15 protein-coding genes and 1 pseudogene are annotated in these 16096 nt (G+C 72.6%); 9 read left to right on the forward strand and 7 right to left on the reverse strand.

Features of this window, described 5'->3' with window-relative positions; translation table 11 throughout:
* Window positions 1–72 precede the first annotated feature (72 nt).
* The 3 genes and pseudogenes from M4D82_RS34660 to ssgD form a co-directional block, all read right to left on the reverse strand.
* The gene (locus M4D82_RS34660; RefSeq protein ID WP_502989097.1) at window positions 73–1134 is read right to left on the reverse strand and encodes an ATP-binding cassette domain-containing protein; all 1062 of its coding nucleotides are present in this window, start codon (window positions 1132–1134) and stop codon (window positions 73–75) included.
* Window positions 1114–1713, reverse strand: a pseudogene (locus tag M4D82_RS34665) (ATP-binding cassette domain-containing protein); the annotation flags it as partial. The gene M4D82_RS34660 and the pseudogene M4D82_RS34665, both read right to left, overlap by 21 nt.
* A 201-nt stretch (window positions 1714–1914) precedes the next feature.
* On the reverse strand, window positions 1915–2331 hold the full coding sequence (ssgD, locus tag M4D82_RS27965; protein WP_249768964.1) for a spore wall synthesis regulator SsgD: 417 nt from the start codon (window positions 2329–2331) through the stop codon (window positions 1915–1917).
* 430 nt (window positions 2332–2761) lie between these two features.
* Here ssgD and M4D82_RS27970 point away from each other — a divergent pair, with 430 nt between their 5' ends.
* Window positions 2762–3901, forward strand: a complete 1140-nt coding sequence (locus tag M4D82_RS27970; protein ID WP_249768966.1) for a WD40/YVTN/BNR-like repeat-containing protein — start codon at window positions 2762–2764, stop codon at window positions 3899–3901.
* Here the strand turns inward: M4D82_RS27970 and M4D82_RS27975 are convergent, their stop codons facing one another.
* Entirely contained in the window at window positions 3902–4381 is a 480-nt protein-coding gene (locus tag M4D82_RS27975) for a GNAT family N-acetyltransferase (protein ID WP_249768968.1), read from the reverse strand.
* An 83-nt stretch (window positions 4382–4464) separates the two neighbouring features.
* Entirely contained in the window at window positions 4465–4764 is a 300-nt protein-coding gene (locus tag M4D82_RS27980) for a YciI family protein (protein ID WP_249768988.1), read from the reverse strand.
* 25 nt (window positions 4765–4789) lie between these two features.
* On the opposite strand from M4D82_RS27980, the gene M4D82_RS27985 reads away from it, so the two are divergent.
* Window positions 4790–5467 (forward strand): endonuclease V, encoded by a 678-nt coding sequence (locus tag M4D82_RS27985; RefSeq protein WP_249768990.1) that lies wholly within the window; start codon window positions 4790–4792, stop codon window positions 5465–5467.
* Between the two features lie 34 nt (window positions 5468–5501).
* Here the strand turns inward: M4D82_RS27985 and M4D82_RS27990 are convergent, their stop codons facing one another.
* Window positions 5502–6656, reverse strand: coding sequence for a saccharopine dehydrogenase family protein (locus tag M4D82_RS27990; protein WP_249772220.1), 1155 nt, complete (start codon window positions 6654–6656; stop codon window positions 5502–5504).
* Window positions 6657–6836: 180 nt separating this feature from the next.
* Here M4D82_RS27990 and M4D82_RS27995 point away from each other — a divergent pair, with 180 nt between their 5' ends.
* The 6 genes from M4D82_RS27995 (at window position 6837) to M4D82_RS28020 (ending at window position 14247) form a co-directional block, all read left to right on the forward strand.
* Window positions 6837–7238, forward strand: a complete 402-nt coding sequence (locus M4D82_RS27995) for an MmcQ/YjbR family DNA-binding protein (protein ID WP_249768992.1) — start codon at window positions 6837–6839, stop codon at window positions 7236–7238.
* A gap of 118 nt (window positions 7239–7356) precedes the next feature.
* Entirely contained in the window at window positions 7357–8550 is a 1194-nt protein-coding gene (locus tag M4D82_RS28000) for a CaiB/BaiF CoA transferase family protein (RefSeq protein ID WP_249768994.1), read from the forward strand.
* Window positions 8550–9575: an LLM class F420-dependent oxidoreductase gene (locus tag M4D82_RS28005; protein WP_249768996.1), complete on the forward strand. Its 1026-nt coding sequence runs from the start codon at window positions 8550–8552 to the stop codon at window positions 9573–9575. The genes M4D82_RS28000 and M4D82_RS28005 overlap by 1 nt, the downstream gene beginning before the upstream one ends.
* A 19-nt stretch (window positions 9576–9594) precedes the next feature.
* Window positions 9595–10737: an acyl-CoA dehydrogenase family protein gene (locus tag M4D82_RS28010; RefSeq protein WP_249768998.1), complete on the forward strand. Its 1143-nt coding sequence runs from the start codon at window positions 9595–9597 to the stop codon at window positions 10735–10737.
* Between the two features lie 70 nt (window positions 10738–10807).
* The gene (locus M4D82_RS28015) at window positions 10808–12022 is read left to right on the forward strand and encodes an acetyl-CoA C-acetyltransferase (RefSeq protein WP_249769000.1); all 1215 of its coding nucleotides are present in this window, start codon (window positions 10808–10810) and stop codon (window positions 12020–12022) included.
* Window positions 12023–12075: 53 nt separating this feature from the next.
* Complete coding sequence (locus M4D82_RS28020; RefSeq protein WP_249769013.1) at window positions 12076–14247, forward strand: 3-hydroxyacyl-CoA dehydrogenase NAD-binding domain-containing protein; 2172 nt, start codon at window positions 12076–12078, stop codon at window positions 14245–14247.
* A gap of 45 nt (window positions 14248–14292) precedes the next feature.
* On the opposite strand, the gene M4D82_RS28025 is transcribed toward M4D82_RS28020, so the two are convergent.
* The gene (locus tag M4D82_RS28025; protein WP_249769015.1) at window positions 14293–14964 is read right to left on the reverse strand and encodes a maltokinase N-terminal cap-like domain-containing protein; all 672 of its coding nucleotides are present in this window, start codon (window positions 14962–14964) and stop codon (window positions 14293–14295) included.
* A gap of 228 nt (window positions 14965–15192) precedes the next feature.
* Here M4D82_RS28025 and M4D82_RS28030 point away from each other — a divergent pair, with 228 nt between their 5' ends.
* A complete protein-coding gene (locus M4D82_RS28030) occupies window positions 15193–16095 on the forward strand; it encodes a hypothetical protein (RefSeq protein WP_249769017.1) in 903 nt (300 codons plus the stop codon).
* Window position 16096: the final 1 nt, after the last annotated feature.

A 16096-nucleotide genomic window follows, 5' to 3' on the forward strand; every position in this document is an offset into this window, starting at 1 on the left:
TCCGCGGTTCCCGCCTTGACGGCCGGGATCCGGATTCCGGATCCCGGCCGCCCGTGCCCGGCCGGGTCGTGCTCAGTCGCGGCGGCGCGACCGCCTGACCTCCTCCGCCGTGGTGTCCCGCAGCTCGCCGTCCAGCAGCAGCCAGCGCGTGATCCCGATCGACTCCAGGAACGGCACGTCGTGACTGGCGACCAGCAGTGCGCCCTCGTACGACTCCAGCGCGCCGGTCAGCTGCCCGACGCTCGCCAGGTCCAGGTTGTTCGTCGGCTCGTCCAGCATCAGCAGCTGCGGAGCCGGCTCGGCCAGCAGCAGCGCGGCGAGCGCCGCCCGGAACCGTTCACCGCCCGACAGGGTGCCGGCCGCCCGGTCCGCGCGGCCGCCCCGGAACAGGAAGTGCGCGAGCCGCGCCCGGATCTGGTTGTCGGTGGCGTGCGGGGCGAAGCGGGCCACGTTCGCCGCCACCGACAGCTCGTCGTCCAGGACGTCGATCCGCTGGGGCAGCAAACGCGTCGGTACGTGCCTCAGCACCTCCCCGGACCCGGGGGCGAGCGCCCCGGCGATCGTCCTCAGCAGGGTCGTCTTCCCCGACCCGTTGCCGCCGACCAGGGCGATCCGCTCCGGGCCGCGCAGCTCCCACTCGCCCGCCACCCGGGCCCCGTGGGCCAGGCGCACGTCGCTCAGGGTCAGGACCCGGCGACCCGGCGGGACCTGCGTGGCCGGCAGTTGGATCCGGATCGTGTCGTCGTCGCGTACCGCCTCCACCGCCTGGTCCAGCCGCTCGCGGGCGCCCGCGAGCTTCCCGGCGTGCAGGGTGCGGTGCTTGCCCGCCGACTCCTGGGCGGCGCGTTTGCGGGCACCCATGACGATCTTCGGCTCGCGCTTGTTCTCGTACATCTTCTGCCCGTACCGCTTGCGCCGCGCCAACTTGACCTGCGCTTCGGCCAGTTCGCGCTTCTGGCGCTGTACGTCGGCCTCGGCGACCCGGACCATCCGCTCGGCCGACTCCTGCTCGGTGGCGAGCAGCTCCTCGTACCGCGTGAAGTTGCCGCCGTACCAGCGGAGTTCACCGTCGCGCAGGTCGGCGATCTGGTCGACCCGCTCCAACAGCTCGCGGTCGTGACTGACCAGGACCATCACCCCGGACCAGGACTCGACCGCCGCGTACAGCCGGCGTCGGGCCCGTAGGTCCAGGTTGTTGGTGGGTTCGTCGAGCAGGAGCACGTCCGGACGGGCGAGCAGCAGGGCCGCCAGCCGCAGCAGGACGCACTCGCCGCCCGACAGTTCACCGACCGTGCGGTCCAGGCCGATGCCGGTGAGCCCGAGCTGATCGAGCGTGGCCCGCGCGCGTTCCTCGACGTCCCAGTCGTCGCCGACGGCGGCGAAGTTCGCCTCGGTGGCCTCGCCCGCCTCGATGGCGTGCAGGGCGGCGCGGGTGGCCCGGATGTCGAGCGCCTCGTCGACCCGCAGGGCGGTGTCGAAGGTGACGGTCTGCGGCAGGTAGCCGATGGTGCCCGCCACGGACACCTGCCCGTCGGTCGGGGTCAGTTCACCGGCCAGGAGTTTCAACAGGGTTGATTTCCCAGAGCCGTTGAGCCCGATGAGGCCGGTTCGACCGGGGCCGACGGTCAGGTGGAAGTCCTCGAAGACGGCGGTGCCGTCGGGCCAGTCGAAGGACAGGGCGGAGCAGGTGGCGAAAACAGGGGCATGACTCATGGAGGCCTCCAGGTTGCTTGAGTGGTGCGTGCAACGCGGGGGAGACAGCCGACTGTCACGGGAATGGGGTGGTGGTCGGTGTCTCGGACCTCAGAAGAGCAACGTCCTGCTCCGTTTCGACGGCGATGGGGCGCTGTCGAAATTACGGGGCGGCCGGAGCCGCCCGCAAACGAATATTCCGGCGGGGTGGGGGAGCGCGGGTCAGTTCGGGCGGCGCATCAGCTCGGCGAGGCTGTGGTCCATGTCGAGGTAGCGGTGCTCCAGCCCCGGCGCCACGATCGCTGCCGCCCGGTCCAGGAACCGCTGGAGGTCGGCCGTCATCATCAGCACGATCGCGACGCCCTCGGGCGCGTGGAACTCGATCGTCGTCCGGTCTCCGTCGTACGGCCGCACGCGCACGTCGCCGCAGCCGGCCGGGGTGCGGATCCCGGACATCAGCAGCTCGCGGGCGAAGGTCCAGGACACCTCGACGCCCTCCAGGGTGGCGAGGGCGGGGAAGGCCATGCGGACGGCGAAGGGATCCGCGCGGTCGTAGCAGAGGGTGACAGGCACGGTCTCGACCTTCGGTGCGGTGGCGACCAGTCGGGCCTGTACGGCCTGCTCGATGACAGTGATCAAGGCGCGCTCCCTTGCGGCGGATCTGCTGCCGGGCTGTGGGGTGGAACCCGGCAACCTGATAGACGCCGCAATCGGCAAATCCGTGCATGGTGAATGACGTGAGCTGTGTCACCGATTGGCCGGATCTCATCCGTCTGATCGCACAGAGTGACCGAAGAAGGCGGGTGGCGCAAGGGGCGAGAGTGACCGCGGAGGGTTCCGGAGTGATCGCAATACGGCCGGTAACCGCTCACACCACCGGCCCAAGTCCCCCCTCTCGCCACCCGTTCGGCCGCATGGGCCCCATGATCACGCTCGGTTGCCGGCCCTCGACGCACGTGGCCGACGGACGACCGTACGACGCCGCTCGCCGGTCGGGTCCGGGCCGCGACCGCGCCCTGGACGGGGGCAGGGGGGTGCGTTAGCTTCCGGCGCCATGAGACTTGCGGTGATGGGCACATGCGCGGCCGGCTTGGGCGCCGCGCTGCTGTTGGCGGTGGCGCCGGTGGGCGCCGCCTCGGCGTCCGCCTCGACCTCGGAGCCGGCCGCGTCCGACGGGCCGTCCGACGGAGCGTCCGACGGCGCATCGGACGACGGGTTCGCCTTACGCGGAGCGACCTGGGCGCTGAAGGACACCGGGAAGGACGCCCGGTTCCGGGGACTGGCCGCCGTCAGTCGGACCACGGCCTGGGTCGCCGGCTCCACGGGGGCCGTCCTGCGCACCACGGACGGGGGTCGCAGCTGGCGGGACGTCTCCCCGCCCGGCGCCGCGGCCGAGGGGCTGGAACTGCGCGACATCGAGGCCTTCGACGCCCGGCGGGCGGTGGCCCTGTCCATCGGCGAGGGCGAGGCCTCCCGGATCCTGCGCACCGAGGACGGCGGCGCCACCTGGACCGAGACCTTCCGCAACCCCGACCCGCGGGCCTTCTACGACTGCCTGACCTTCTTCGACTCCCGGCACGGGCTCGCGATGAGCGACCCGGTCGACGGCCGGTTCCGCATCCTGGCGACGGACGACGGCGGGCGCGCGTGGCGCGTGCTGCCGGACACGGGGATGCCGCAGGCGCTGCCCGGCGAGGCCGGCTTCGCGGCGAGCGGCCAGTGCCTGGTCGGCGCCGGTCCGCGCGACGTGTGGCTCGCCACCGGCGGTGGACCGGCCGCGCGCGTGCTGCACTCGGCGGACCGGGGCCTGACCTGGAACGTCGCCGACTCCACACTCCCGGCCGGGGACCCGGCGCGCGGGGTGTTCGCGCTGGCCTTCCGCGACCGTACGACGGGCCTCGCGGTCGGCGGCGACTACCGCACCGGCCAGGCCTCGCCGCACGCGGCCGCCCGGTCCGGCGACGCCGGTCGCACCTGGGGCCAGGCGGCCACGCCGCCGCCCGCGTACCGCTCCGGCGTGGCCTGGTACCCGTACGGGCGCTCCACGGCCCTCGCGGTCGGCCCCACCGGCACCGACGTGACCACGGACGCGGGCCGCACCTGGCGGGCGCTGGACGGCGGCTCCTTCGACACCGTCGACTGCGCGGCCGACGGCGCCTGCTGGGCGGCCGGCGAGAAGGGCCGCGTGGCCCGGCTGGAACGCCGTTGATCAGGGCGCGGGCGTGAGGAACAGGTCCATGCCGGGGTAGCGGCCGGTGGTGAACCCGGCGGCCCGGTAGACGGGTTCGCCGTCGGCACTCGCGTGCAGCTGCACGTGGTGGATGCCGATGCCCTCCAACCAGGCGACCAGCCCGTCGACGATCCGCCGCCCGTGGCCCCGGCCGCGGGCGGCCTCGTCGGTGACGATGGCGTCGAGGTAGCCCCGACGGCCGTCGGGGCGGCCGGGGTTCGGCAGGTGGTACGTCACCCAGGCCATGCCGGTGGCGAGCAGCGGCTCGCCCGGGGCACCGCCGACGACCAGGCAGTGCACGTCGGGCCGGTCGGTCAGGCGCTCGCGGAACCAGCCGTCGGCGACCTTCCGCCAGTCGGCGTCCGCCGGACCGGGATCGGTGCCGAGCGAGGCGAGCGCGACGGCACGCAGCCGGATCAGTTCGGGTATGTCCGCGGGCGTGGCGGTACGCGGCTGCACGATCGATTCTTCAGGAGCGGGAGGCGGACCGGCCGGACGCGCACGGCCCCGGCCGGGCCCGTAGGACGTGGGGACCCCCACCATCAGGCCAGGGGGTTCTCGCGGACCGATGCCAGGTCCGACGAGGTCTTCGTGGCGATGAACTCCGTGATCCGGTAGGCGCAGACGCCCGCCACCGTGAACGGGTCCTCGGCCGCGATCTTCTCGATCTCCGCCCGCGAGGCGCCGCCGGCCAGGATCACGCCGCCGTCGCGCGGCACCTTGCGGCCCGAGGCGAGGAAGACGCCGCTCGCGTAGTGGCCGTCCAGCCACGCGATGTGCGCGTCCATGTGTTCTTCGACGGTTTCGACGGGCGCGGTGTAGGTGAGCTCCATGATGAACATGATCGCCAGGCTACTCTCGCACCTCATGACGAGTGTGAAGACCCCCGCCGACGAGGCAGAGGCACGGGCGATACAGGACGAACTGCGCAGCCGCGTCGTACTCGACGAGCCGGGCCCCCCGCCCGGACAGGGGCTCGTCGCCGGCGTGGACGTGGCCTACGACGACGCACGCGACCTGGTGGCGGCCGCCGCCGTGGTCCTCGACGCCGCCACACTGGAGGTCGTCGCCGAGTCCACCGCCGTCGGCCACGTCAGCTTCCCCTACGTGCCCGGCCTGCTGGCCTTCCGTGAACTGCCGACCGTCCTCGACGCGCTCGACGCCCTGACCGTGGCCCCCGACCTCGTGGTCTGCGACGGCTACGGCCTCGCCCACCCGCGCGGCTTCGGGCTCGCCTGCCACCTCGGGGTGGTCACCGGCCTGCCCAGCATGGGCGTCGCGAAGAACCCGTTCACCTTCACCTACGAGGAACCGGGCGCCCGGCGCGGCGACGCCGCACCCCTCCTCGCACCCGACGGCGCCGTCGTCGGCCGGGCGCTGCGCACGCAGGCCGGCGTCAAGCCGGTCTACGTCTCCGTCGGCCACCGCGTCTCACTGGACAACGCCTGCGCCCACGCCCTCGCGCTGAGCCCCCGCTTCCGGATCCCCGAGACCACCCGGCACTCCGACTCCCTGTGCCGACGGGCCCTGCGCGAAGCGTCCTGACCGCGCGAAGGTCCTGATGGTCGGCCGAGGGGCGTCAGCGGGCGTCGGCCACCCGGAAGACGATGCCCGCCTCGCGCAGCCGGTCCAGCAGGGCGCCGCCCATCGCCACGGCCGTCGTCAGCTGGCCGGCGCGGTCCGGCAGCGCGTCGTGGGCCAGGCACAGCGCGGACTCGGCCAGCATCTTCGCCGTCTCCCCGTAGCCGGGGTCGCCGCCCGACACCTCGGTGAACACGCGGCGGCCCCCGCCCTCGCCGACGAAGCGGACCGTGAACCAGCTGCGCGCGCGCCGCTCCGCGTCCGGGCCCTGCCCAGGCTCCCAACGGTCCGTCAGCCACCGCCGCGCCGCCGGGACCTGGGCCAGGGCCACCGCCGCGCCGACGGCCGCCGCGCCGCCCAGGGCGATGGGCAGGTGGCGCACCGAGGCGTAGTGCCGGTAGCGGAAGTCGGGCCCGTAGCGCTCCAGCGCCGCCGCCGACCGGGTCACGATCCGCGGGTCCAGCGAGGGCAGTGGCAGCGCCCAGGTCCCCGTCTCGCGGCTGAACCGCGGGGCGCCCACGGGTCCCCGTACGCGCCGCTGGAGCAGCCGGGGCTCGTGCAGCCGACGGTCCCGCGCGGCGGCCAGGGTCTGCGGGCCGCGGCCCATCGCCGTGAGGGCGGAGGCCAGGGTTCCGCCGGAGGCGAGGGCGGCGGCGCGCATGAACCCGTCCACCCGCAGGGGTACTCCGGCGGGCAGCTGCCCCACCGTGAAGTACGCGCCGAGGTCGGCCGGGATCGAGTCGAAGCCGCAGGCGTGCACGAGGCGGGCACCCGTCTCCCGGGCGCGCGCGTCGTGCGCCACGTACGTCCGGTCGACGAACTCCGGCTCGCCGGTGAGGTCCACGTAGTCGGTGCCCGCCTCGGCGCACGCGGCGACGACCTCGGCCCCGTACCGGATGTACGGCCCGACCGTGGTGGCCAGTACGCGCGTCGCGGCGGCGATGTCGCGCACCGCCCGCGCGTCGCCGGCGTCCGCGCGCAGCAGCGGCAGGTCGGCGCAGGCGGGGTTCAGGGCGGCGAGCCGCTCGCGCAGCGCCTCCAGCCGACCGAGGTCGCGGCCGGCCAGGGCCCAGCGGCAACCGGCCGGGGCGTGGACGGCGAGGTACTCGGCGGTGAGGGTGCCGACGAACCCGGTGGCGCCGAAGAGGACGATGTCGTGGGCCCGTTCGCGGCCGTGACCACGGACCTGCTCGCGGAGCCGCTCATGGACCTGTTCGCGGACGTGCTCGTTCAAGGACCGCTCCTCCCGGCTGGTGTCGGTCGCTGAGGTTAGCGTGTGAGTCGACGGTGCGTGCGATCAGGTGTGACCTGCGGTAAGTGGGAGGCGTCGGTGATGGCTGCGAGGACGAGCTCGGTGCGCAAGTGGCGGACGGTGCGGGAGTTCGCGCTGGGGCTGCCGGAAGCGGTCGAGGAGTTCCCCTGGGGGCCCGAGGACTGCGTGGTCAAGGTGAACAAGAAGATCTTCGTCTTCCTGGGGAACGCGGACGGACCACAGCCGCCCGGCCTGTCGGTCAAGCTCAAGGACGAGGCGCTGCACGGGCACGCGATGTCCGCTCCCGGGGCCGAGCCCACCGGCTACGGGCTGGGCCGTTCGGGCTGGGTGTCGGTGCCGCTGGGGGAGAAGGGGGCGCCGTCGGCGCAGGTGTTGTGCGAGTGGGTGGAGGAGAGCTACCGGACCGTGGCGCTCAAGCGGCACTTGAAGGTGCTCGACGCTCGCATCGAGGCGGACTCGTAGGGCGCGCCGCCGCCAAACGACCAAGCGCTTGCTCTTGTGCGGAATGGAACACGTTCCTAGCATCCCTGGTGTTACATCAGTTGTGTCACACACTCGCACCAGGGGCGCTGGGGGCTCGATGGCAGTGACAGGGAACGCGACGGGGAACGCGACCGGCAGCGCGCCGGGGACCGCGCCGGAGAAGGAGACCGCGGCCGGCCCGCTCGCGGGCGTACGGGTCGTCGAGCTGGCGGGCATCGGCCCCGGCCCGTTCGCCGCGATGCTCCTCGCCGACCTCGGCGCGGACGTGGTGCGCGTCGACCGCCCCGGCGGGGGCGGCCTGGCCATCGACCCGGCCTACGACGTCACCAACCGCCACAAGCGCTCCGTCCTGGTCGACCTCAAGTCCGACGAGGGCCCCGCCCTGGTGCTGGACCTCGTCGAGCGGGCCGACGTACTCATCGAGGGGTTCCGCCCCGGCGTCGCCGAGCGGCTCGGCGTCGGCCCGGCCGAGTGCCACGCCCGCAACCCCCGCCTCGTCTACGGCCGGATGACCGGCTGGGGTCAGGAGGGCCCGCTCGCCCACACCGCCGGGCACGACATCGCGTACATCGCCGTCACCGGCGCGCTCGGCATGATCGGCGACCCCGACGGACCCCCGGCCGTCCCCGCCAACCTGGTCGGGGACTACGCGGGCGGCTCGCTCTACCTCGTCATCGGCGTGCTCGCCGCGCTCCAGCACGCCCGCACCCCCGGCGGCGCCGGCCAGGTGGTGGACGCCGCGATCGTCGACGGCACCGCCCACCTCACCGCCATGATCCACGGCATGGTCGCGGCCGGCGGCTGGCAGGACCGGCGCGGGGTCAACCTCCTCGACGGCGGCTGCCCCTTCTACGGCACCTACGAGACCTCCGACGGCCTCTACATGGCCGTCGGCGCGCTGGAGCAGCAGTTCTACGACACCTTCGTGGAACTCCTCGGCATCGAGGACGAGGCCCCCGCCCGCAAGGACCTCGCCCGCTGGGGCGCACTGCGCGAGACCGTCGCCGCCCGCTTCCGCACCCGCACCCGCGCCGAGTGGACGGCCGTCTTCGAGGGCAGCGACGCCTGCGTCGCCCCCGTCCTGTCCCTGGGCGAGGCCCCGCACCACCCCCACCTCGCGGCCCGCGCCACCTTCACCGACTTCGGCGGCATCACCCAACCCGCCCCGGCCCCCCGCTTCTCCGCCACCCCGACCGCCGTCACCGGCGGCCCGGCCCGCCCGGGGGCCGACACCGCATCCGTGGCCCGCGACTGGGACGTACCGGGCCTGACCACGGGGAAGGGCCCCTGATGGAACTGTCCATGCTGCTCGACTACGCCGGCGATCCGCGCAAGGCCGCGGACGAGGCCGCCGCGCTGGAGACGGCCGGCCTCGACGCCGTCTGGGTCGCGGAGGCCTGGGGCTTCGACTCCCCGACGATCATGGGGTACCTGGCGGCGCGCACCGAGCGGATGAAGATCGGCTCCGCCATCCTCAACGTCTACTCCCGCACCCCCGCCCTCATCGCGCAGACCGCCGCCGGGCTCGACGCGCTCTCCGGCGGCCGGGCCCTGCTCGGCCTCGGCGCCTCCGGCCCGCAGGTCGTCGAGGGCTGGCACGGGAAGGCGTACGACAAGCCGCTCGGCCGGACCCGCGAGACGGTCGAGCTGTGCCGCCGCATCTGGCGCCGCGAGACCGTCGACCACCACGGCATCACCGACATGCCGCTGCCCCCGGAGAAGGGCGGCCGGCACGGCAAGCCGTTGAAGATGCTGACCCGCCCGGTCCGCGAGGCCATCCCCGTCTACGTCGCCTCCCTCGGCCCCGCCAACGTGGCGCTGACCGCCGAGATCGCCGACGGGTGGCTGCCCACGCTCTTCCTCCCCGAGAAGGCCCGCGCCGTGTGGGGCGAGTCCCTCGCGGCGGGCACGGCGAAGCGGGACCCCGCCCTCGGCCCGCTCCGGACCGTCGCGGGCGGCCTGCTGGCCATCGGCGAGGACGCAGCCGCCGTACGCGACCTCGCGCGCCCGCAGATCGCCCTGTACGTGGGTGGGATGGGCGCGGTCGGCAAGAACTTCTACAACGACCTCGCCGTCGCCTACGGCTACGAGGAGGAGGCCCGGAAGATCCAGGAGCTCTACCTCTCCGGCCGCAAGCGCGACGCGGCGGCCGCCGTCCCGGACGAGTTCTGCGAACTGATGACCCTGTGCGGGCCCGAGGGCTACGTACGCGAGCGCGTCGAGGCCTTCCGGGAGGCCGGCGTCACCATGCTCAACGTGACGCCCGTCGGCCCCGAGCCGGCCCGGCTGATCGAAACCGTCAAGAGCTGGCTGTAGGACACGGGGGAGACGCACGATGCAGCGCAGGATCTTCGACGCCGACCACGAGGCGTTCCGCGAGACCGTCCGCACCTTCCTGACCAAGGAGGTGCTGCCGCACTACGAGCAGTGGGAGAAGGACGGCATCGTCAGCCGTGAGGCCTGGCTCGCCGCCGGCCGCCAGGGGCTGCTGGGCCTCGCCGTCCCCGAGGAGTACGGCGGCGGGGGCAACCCGGACTTCCGCTACGCCGCCGTCATCGCCGAGGAGTTCACCCGGGCGGGCGCCCCCGGCCTGGCGATAGGCCTGCACAACGACATCATCGGCCCGTACCTGACCTCGCTGGCCACCGAGGAGCAAAAGCGCCGCTGGCTGCCCGGCTTCTGCTCCGGCGAGACCATCACGGCGATCGCGATGACCGAGCCCGGCGCGGGCTCCGACCTCCAGGGGATCCGCACCACCGCCGAGGACCGCGGCGACCACTGGCTGCTCAACGGCTCCAAGACCTTCATCTCCAACGGCATCCTCGCCGACCTGGTGATCGTCGTCGCGAAGACCACCCCCGAGGGCGGCGCGCACGGACTGTCCCTGCTCGTCGTGGAGCGCGGCGCGGAGGGCTTCGAACGCGGCCGCAACCTCGACAAGATCGGCCAGAAGGCCCAGGACACCGCGGAGTTGTTCTTCAACGACGTGCGCGTCCCCAAGGAGAACCTGCTCGGCGAGCTCAACGGCGCCTTCGTCCACCTGATGACCAACCTCGCGCAGGAGCGGATGGGCATCGCGATGGCCGGCATCGCCGCCGCCGAGTACCTGTTGGAGATCACCACCCGGTACGTGAAGGAGCGCGAGGCGTTCGGCCGGCCGCTGTCCAAGCTCCAGCACATCCGCTTCGAGATCGCGGAGATGGCCACGGAATGCGCCGTCACCCGCACCTTCCTCGACCGCTGCATCATCGACCACTCCCACGGCGAACTGGACCACGTCCACGCCTCGATGGCCAAGTGGTGGGCCACCGAGCTGCAGAAGCGGGTCGCCGACCGCTGCCTGCAACTACACGGCGGCTACGGGTACATGACGGAATACCGGGTCGCGCGGGCGTTCACCGACGGCCGCATCCAGACCATCTACGGCGGCACGACCGAGATCATGAAAGAGATCATCGGTCGTTCCCTGCTCGGCTGACCTCCCCCTCGCACACCGCCCTCGCACTCCCCTCGCACACTCTCCCGCACACCTCCGAAAGGCTTGACCAGTGAGCACCGAAGCTTACGTATACGACGCGATCCGCACCCCGCGCGGGCGCGGCAAGGCCAACGGCGCCCTGCACGGCACCAAGCCGATCGACCTGGTCGTCGGCCTCATCCACGCCCTGCGCGAGCGCCACCCCGACCTGGACCCGGCGACCATCGACGACATCGTCCTCGGCGTCGTCGGCCCGGTCGGCGACCAGGGCTCCGACATCGCCCGCATCGCGGCCATCGCCGCCGGGCTCCCGGACACCGTGGCCGGCGTCCAGGAGAACCGCTTCTGTGCCTCGGGCCTGGAGGCCGTCAACCTGGCTGCCGCCAAGGTCCGTTCCGGCTGGGAGGACCTCGTCCTCGCGGGCGGCGTGGAGTCCATGTCCCGCGTCCCGATGGCCTCCGACGGCGGCGCCTGGTTCGCCGACCCCATGACCAACTGGGACACCGGCTTCGTCCCGCAGGGCATCGGCGCCGACCTGATCGCCACCATCGAGGGATTCTCCCGGCGTGACGTGGACGAGTACGCCGCCCTGTCACAGGAGCGCGCCGCCACCGCCATCAAGGACGGCCGCTTCGCCGGGTCCGTCGTCCCCGTCACCGACCGCAACGGCCTCGTCGTCCTGGACCACGAGGAGTTCGTCCGCCCCGGCACCACCGCAGACACCCTGGCCAAGCTGAAGCCCTCCTTCGCCGACATCGGCGAGCTCGGCGGCTTCGACGCGGTGGCCCTGCAGAAGTACCACTGGGTCGAGAAGATCGACCACGTCCACCACGCGGGCAACTCCTCCGGCATCGTCGACGGCGCCGCGCTCGTCGCCATCGGCTCGAAGGAGGCCGGCGAGCGGGGCGGCCTCACGCCCCGCGCCCGCATCGTCTCCGCGGCCGTCTCCGGCTCCGAGCCCACCATCATGCTCACCGGCCCCGCCCCGGCCACCCGCAAGGCCCTCGCCAAGGCCGGCCTGACCATCGACGACATCGACCTGATCGAGATGAACGAGGCCTTCGCCGGCGTCGTGCTGCGCTTCGTCAAGGACATGGGCGTCTCCCTCGACAAGGTCAACGTCAACGGCGGCGCCATCGCGCTCGGCCACCCCCTCGGCGCCACCGGCGCGATGCTGCTGGGCACCGTCATCGACGAACTGGAGCGCCAGGACAAGCGCTACGGCCTCGTCACCCTCTGCGTCGGCGGCGGCATGGGCGTCGCCACGATCGTCGAGCGGCTCTGAAGCACGTCCTGTATCCCCCAGACCTCCTCTCTGACACGGAAGTAGCGAGAAAAATGAGCGAGTCCACCACGATCCGCTGGGAACAGGACGAGACCGGCGTCGTCACCCTGACCCTCGACGACCCCAACCAGTCCGCCAACACGATGAACCAGGCCTTCAAGGACTCCATCGCGGCCATCGCCGACCGCGCCGAGGCCGAGAAGGACTCCATCCGGGGCATCATCTACACCTCCGCCAAGAAGACCTTCTTCGCCGGCGGCGACCTCAAGGACATGATCCGGCTGCGCCCCGCCGACGCGCGGATCGCCTTCGACACCGGCACCGAGATCAAGCGCTCGCTGCGCCGCATCGAGACCCTCGGCAAGCCCGTCGTCGCCGCCATCAACGGGGCGGCCCTGGGCGGCGGTTACGAGATCTGCCTCGCCTCCCACCACCGCGTCGCCCTCGACGCCCCCGGCTCCAAGATCGGCCTGCCCGAGGTCACCCTCGGCCTCCTCCCGGCCGGCGGCGGCGTCACCCGCACCGTGCGCCTGATGGGCATCGCCGACGCGCTGCTCAAGGTCCTGCTCCAGGGCACCCAGTACAACCCGCGGCGCGCCCTGGACAACGGCCTGATCCACGAACTGGCCGCCACGCCCGAGGAGATGTTCGCCAAGGCCCGCGCCTTCATCGACGCGAACCCGGAGTCGAAGCAGCCCTGGGACGTCCCCGGCTACAAGATCCCGGGCGGTACGCCGTCCAACCCGCGGTTCGCCGCCAACCTGCCGGCCTTCCCCGCGAACCTGAAGAAGCAGCTGAACGGGGCCCCGTACCCGGCCCCGCGCAACATCCTGGCCTGCGCCGTCGAGGGCTCCCAGGTGGACTTCGAGACCGCGCTGACCATCGAGGCCCGGTACTTCACCGAGCTGGTCACCGGGCAGACCGCCAAGAACATGATCCAGGCGTTCTTCTTCGACCTCCAGGCCGTCAACGCCGGCCGCAGCCGCCCGCGGGGGATCGAGCCGCGCAAGGTCCGCAAGGTCGCGGTCCTCGGCGCCGGGATGATGGGCGCCGGCATCGCGTACTCCTGTGCCCGCGCGGGCATCGAGGTTGTGCTGAAGGACGTCACCGCCGAGGCCGCCGCGAAGGGCAAGGCGTACTCCGAGAAGCTCCTCGACAAGGCCCTCTCCCGGGGCCGTACCACCGAGGCACAGCGCGCCGAGCTGCTGGCCCGGATCACCCCGACCGCCGAGGCCGCCGACCTCGCCGGCTGCGACGCCGTCATCGAGGCCGTCTTCGAGGACACCGCCCTCAAGCACAAGGTGTTCCAGGAGATCCAGGACGTCGTCGCCCCGGACGCGCTGCTGTGCTCCAACACGTCCACGCTGCCCATCACCGGCCTCGCCGAAGGGGTCTCGCGTCCCGCCGACTTCATCGGCCTGCACTTCTTCTCGCCGGTCGACAAGATGCCGCTGGTGGAGATCATCAAGGGCGAGGCCACCGGCGACGAGGCCATCGCCCGCGCCTTCGACCTGGTCCGCCAGATCAACAAGACCCCGATCGTGGTCAACGACTCGCGCGGCTTCTTCACCTCGCGCGTCATCGGCCAGTTCATCAACGAGGGCGTCGCGATGGTCGGCGAGGGCATCGAGCCCGCCTCGATCGAGCAGGCCGCCGCCCAGGCCGGCTACCCGGCCAAGGTGCTCTCCCTGATGGACGAGCTGACCCTGACCCTGCCGCGCAAGATCCGCGACGAGAGCCGCAAGGCCATCGAGGCGAAGGGCCTGACCTGGACCGAGCACCCGGCCGACCGGGTCATCGACCGCATGGTGGACGAGTTCGAGCGCCCCGGCCGCAGCGGCGGGGCCGGCTTCTACGTGTACGACGAGAACGGCAAGCGCGCCGGCATCTGGCCGGGGCTGCGCGAGCACTTCGCCAAGCCGGACGCCGAGATCCCCTTCGAGGACATGAAGGAGCGGATGCTCTTCTCCGAGGCCCTGGACACCGTCCGCTGCCTCGACGAGGGCGTGCTCACCTCGATCGCCGACGCCAACATCGGCTCCATCATGGGCATCGGCTTCCCGGCCTGGACCGGCGGCGTGATCCAGTACATCAACGGCTACGAGGGCGGCCTCGCCGGCTTCGTGGCCCGTGCCCGTGACCTGGCCGCGGCCTACGGCGAGCGCTTCACCCCGCCCGCCTCGCTGGTCGCGAAGGCGGAGCGCGGCGAGACGTACGCCGACTGAGTACGCGAGGGGGCGTGCGGCCTACGCGTCCGCACGCCCCCGGGCTCAGTGGTCGGCCCCGCCCCGCAGCAGGGCGAACAGCCCGCGCAGGCGGGCGCCGTCCGGGGTCGTCCACTCGGCCAGGACCCGCGCGCCCTGCCCGACCGGCTCCGGGCCCGCTCCGGGCTCCAGCACCCGCGACAGCGACAGCACCGCCGAGGCGGCCGGTGTGAGTTCCGTGGCCGTTTCCGTCTCCGACACCGCCGTCACGGCCCCGGCCCCGGCCCGCGCCCCGGCCGGTACGCCGGAGCCGGCCGCGCGGACCTCCACCGTCGGGTCGGGGGCGCCGGTGGTGTCCTGGTCCTGCGCGGTCGCCCGGCCCGCGAGCAGCTCCAGCAACTGCGCCACCAGGACCGGGTCCCGGGTCCCGTCGTAGATCCAGCGCGTGCCCAGCACGCCGTGCTCGGAGGTGCCGATCAGTCCGGCCTCGCCGCCCTCCAGCGGGGCTCCGCGGTAGGCGAGCGGAACCAGGTAGGAGACGGGGACGCCACCCGAGGTGTCGGTGACCACCATGAACTCGATGCCCACCTCGCCCTCGGGGTCGTCGAGCCGGAACCCGCCGGCCTTCGCCAGCTCGGGGGCCGCCGAGACGCCCCGGTACCAGGGCCGCGAGGGCAACCAGTCGGCGAGGAGTTCGAGCTTGCCGGGGGACATCGTGGTGTGGTGGATGACTGCCATGACCCCGAACCTACCGTGCGCCACGGGGCGTTCACCGTGGCCCGCCCCACTCCGCCGGCCCCGCTCCCCTGGGATCTTCCCGCAGGGGTGCCCGCCGCCCGCGGGGCCCCGGGATGCGCCGGCGCCGGACCCGGCGCACGATGGACGGGCACGTGTATTCCCGCCGGTCCGTGCCCGGCTCGGGGGATCACTCGTCACGCGCGAACAACGCGAAGAACGGGGAGAACCATGAGGAAGTCCCTGGTGGTCGCAGTGGCCACGTCCGCGCTGGCCGTCGTTCTGGCGGCGCCGACGACGCCCGCGATCGCATCACCGTACTGCGACCAGACCACCCCGAACACCTCGCTCTTCTTCTACAAGAGCGGCAGCGGCGAGGCGGGCACCGGCACCCTGTCCGCCGGTCGCTGGACCTACACGGGAGCGCAGCGCCTTCCCGCCGGGTACACGCACGCCGCCGCGAGCCGCGACTCGCTGCTGCTGTACAACGCGGGCACCGGGGCCGGGGAGAGCGGCACCTTCACCGGAGGCCGGTACCAGCGCGTCCAGACCTACGACAACTTCTCGACCGGGTGGACCCACCTGGAGGCCTCGGGCGATTCGGTGATCGCCTACAACTCCGCCACCGGCCACGGAGGCACCGGCACGCTGAAGAACGGCAGGTACCAGCAGGTACGCAGCTACGACAACTTCAGCAAGGGCTGGGCGTTCATGGCCGCCTCCTGCGACACGCTGGTCGCCACGACGAGCAGGAGGGGCTCGGTCGAGTTCCCGGAGAGCAACGTCGGGTTCGGGATGCTCCAGGGCGGCGAGTACAAGCACGTGGCCAACAGGGACCGGGACGTGTTCCTCGGAACGCTCGTCGCGACCAAGGATTCGGTCATGGGCATGGCGAAGACCGACTCGCAACTGCGGTACCGGGTCACGACGGCGACCAACGGCAGGGTCGGCGAGTTCCGCGAGACCGGCACCTCGGGCCTGTGGAACACGGTGGGCCGGACCGCGGACAGCCTGTTCTTCTACAAGACGGACGGCACCGCATGGACCTCCACGCTCACCGGCGGCGTCTACCGCAACGTCGGCGCGCTGGACAACGTCTCCTCGGGCTGGACGCTCATCGAAGGCGGTGTGTGAG

Source organism: Streptomyces sp. RerS4 (assembly GCF_023515955.1).
In the GTDB taxonomy this organism is placed as follows: Bacteria; Actinomycetota; Actinomycetes; order Streptomycetales; family Streptomycetaceae; genus Streptomyces.

Coding starts and splice junctions, on each gene's coding strand:
- M4D82_RS28010 (WP_249768998.1), top strand. CDS start 9,595: ATGCAGCGCAGGATCTTCGACGCCGACCACGAGGCGTTCCGCGAGACC.
- M4D82_RS27980 (WP_249768988.1), bottom strand. CDS start 4,764: ATGTTCATCATGGAGCTCACCTACACCGCGCCCGTCGAAACCGTCGAA.
- M4D82_RS27970 (WP_249768966.1), top strand. CDS start 2,762: ATGGGCACATGCGCGGCCGGCTTGGGCGCCGCGCTGCTGTTGGCGGTG.
- M4D82_RS27995 (WP_249768992.1), top strand. CDS start 6,837: ATGGCTGCGAGGACGAGCTCGGTGCGCAAGTGGCGGACGGTGCGGGAG.
- M4D82_RS27985 (WP_249768990.1), top strand. CDS start 4,790: ATGACGAGTGTGAAGACCCCCGCCGACGAGGCAGAGGCACGGGCGATA.
- M4D82_RS34660 (WP_502989097.1), bottom strand. CDS start 1,134: ATGGTCCTGGTCAGTCACGACCGCGAGCTGTTGGAGCGGGTCGACCAG.
- M4D82_RS28025 (WP_249769015.1), bottom strand. CDS start 14,964: ATGGCAGTCATCCACCACACCACGATGTCCCCCGGCAAGCTCGAACTC.
- M4D82_RS28005 (WP_249768996.1), top strand. CDS start 8,550: ATGGAACTGTCCATGCTGCTCGACTACGCCGGCGATCCGCGCAAGGCC.
- M4D82_RS28020 (WP_249769013.1), top strand. CDS start 12,076: ATGAGCGAGTCCACCACGATCCGCTGGGAACAGGACGAGACCGGCGTC.
- M4D82_RS28000 (WP_249768994.1), top strand. CDS start 7,357: ATGGCAGTGACAGGGAACGCGACGGGGAACGCGACCGGCAGCGCGCCG.
- M4D82_RS28030 (WP_249769017.1), top strand. CDS start 15,193: ATGAGGAAGTCCCTGGTGGTCGCAGTGGCCACGTCCGCGCTGGCCGTC.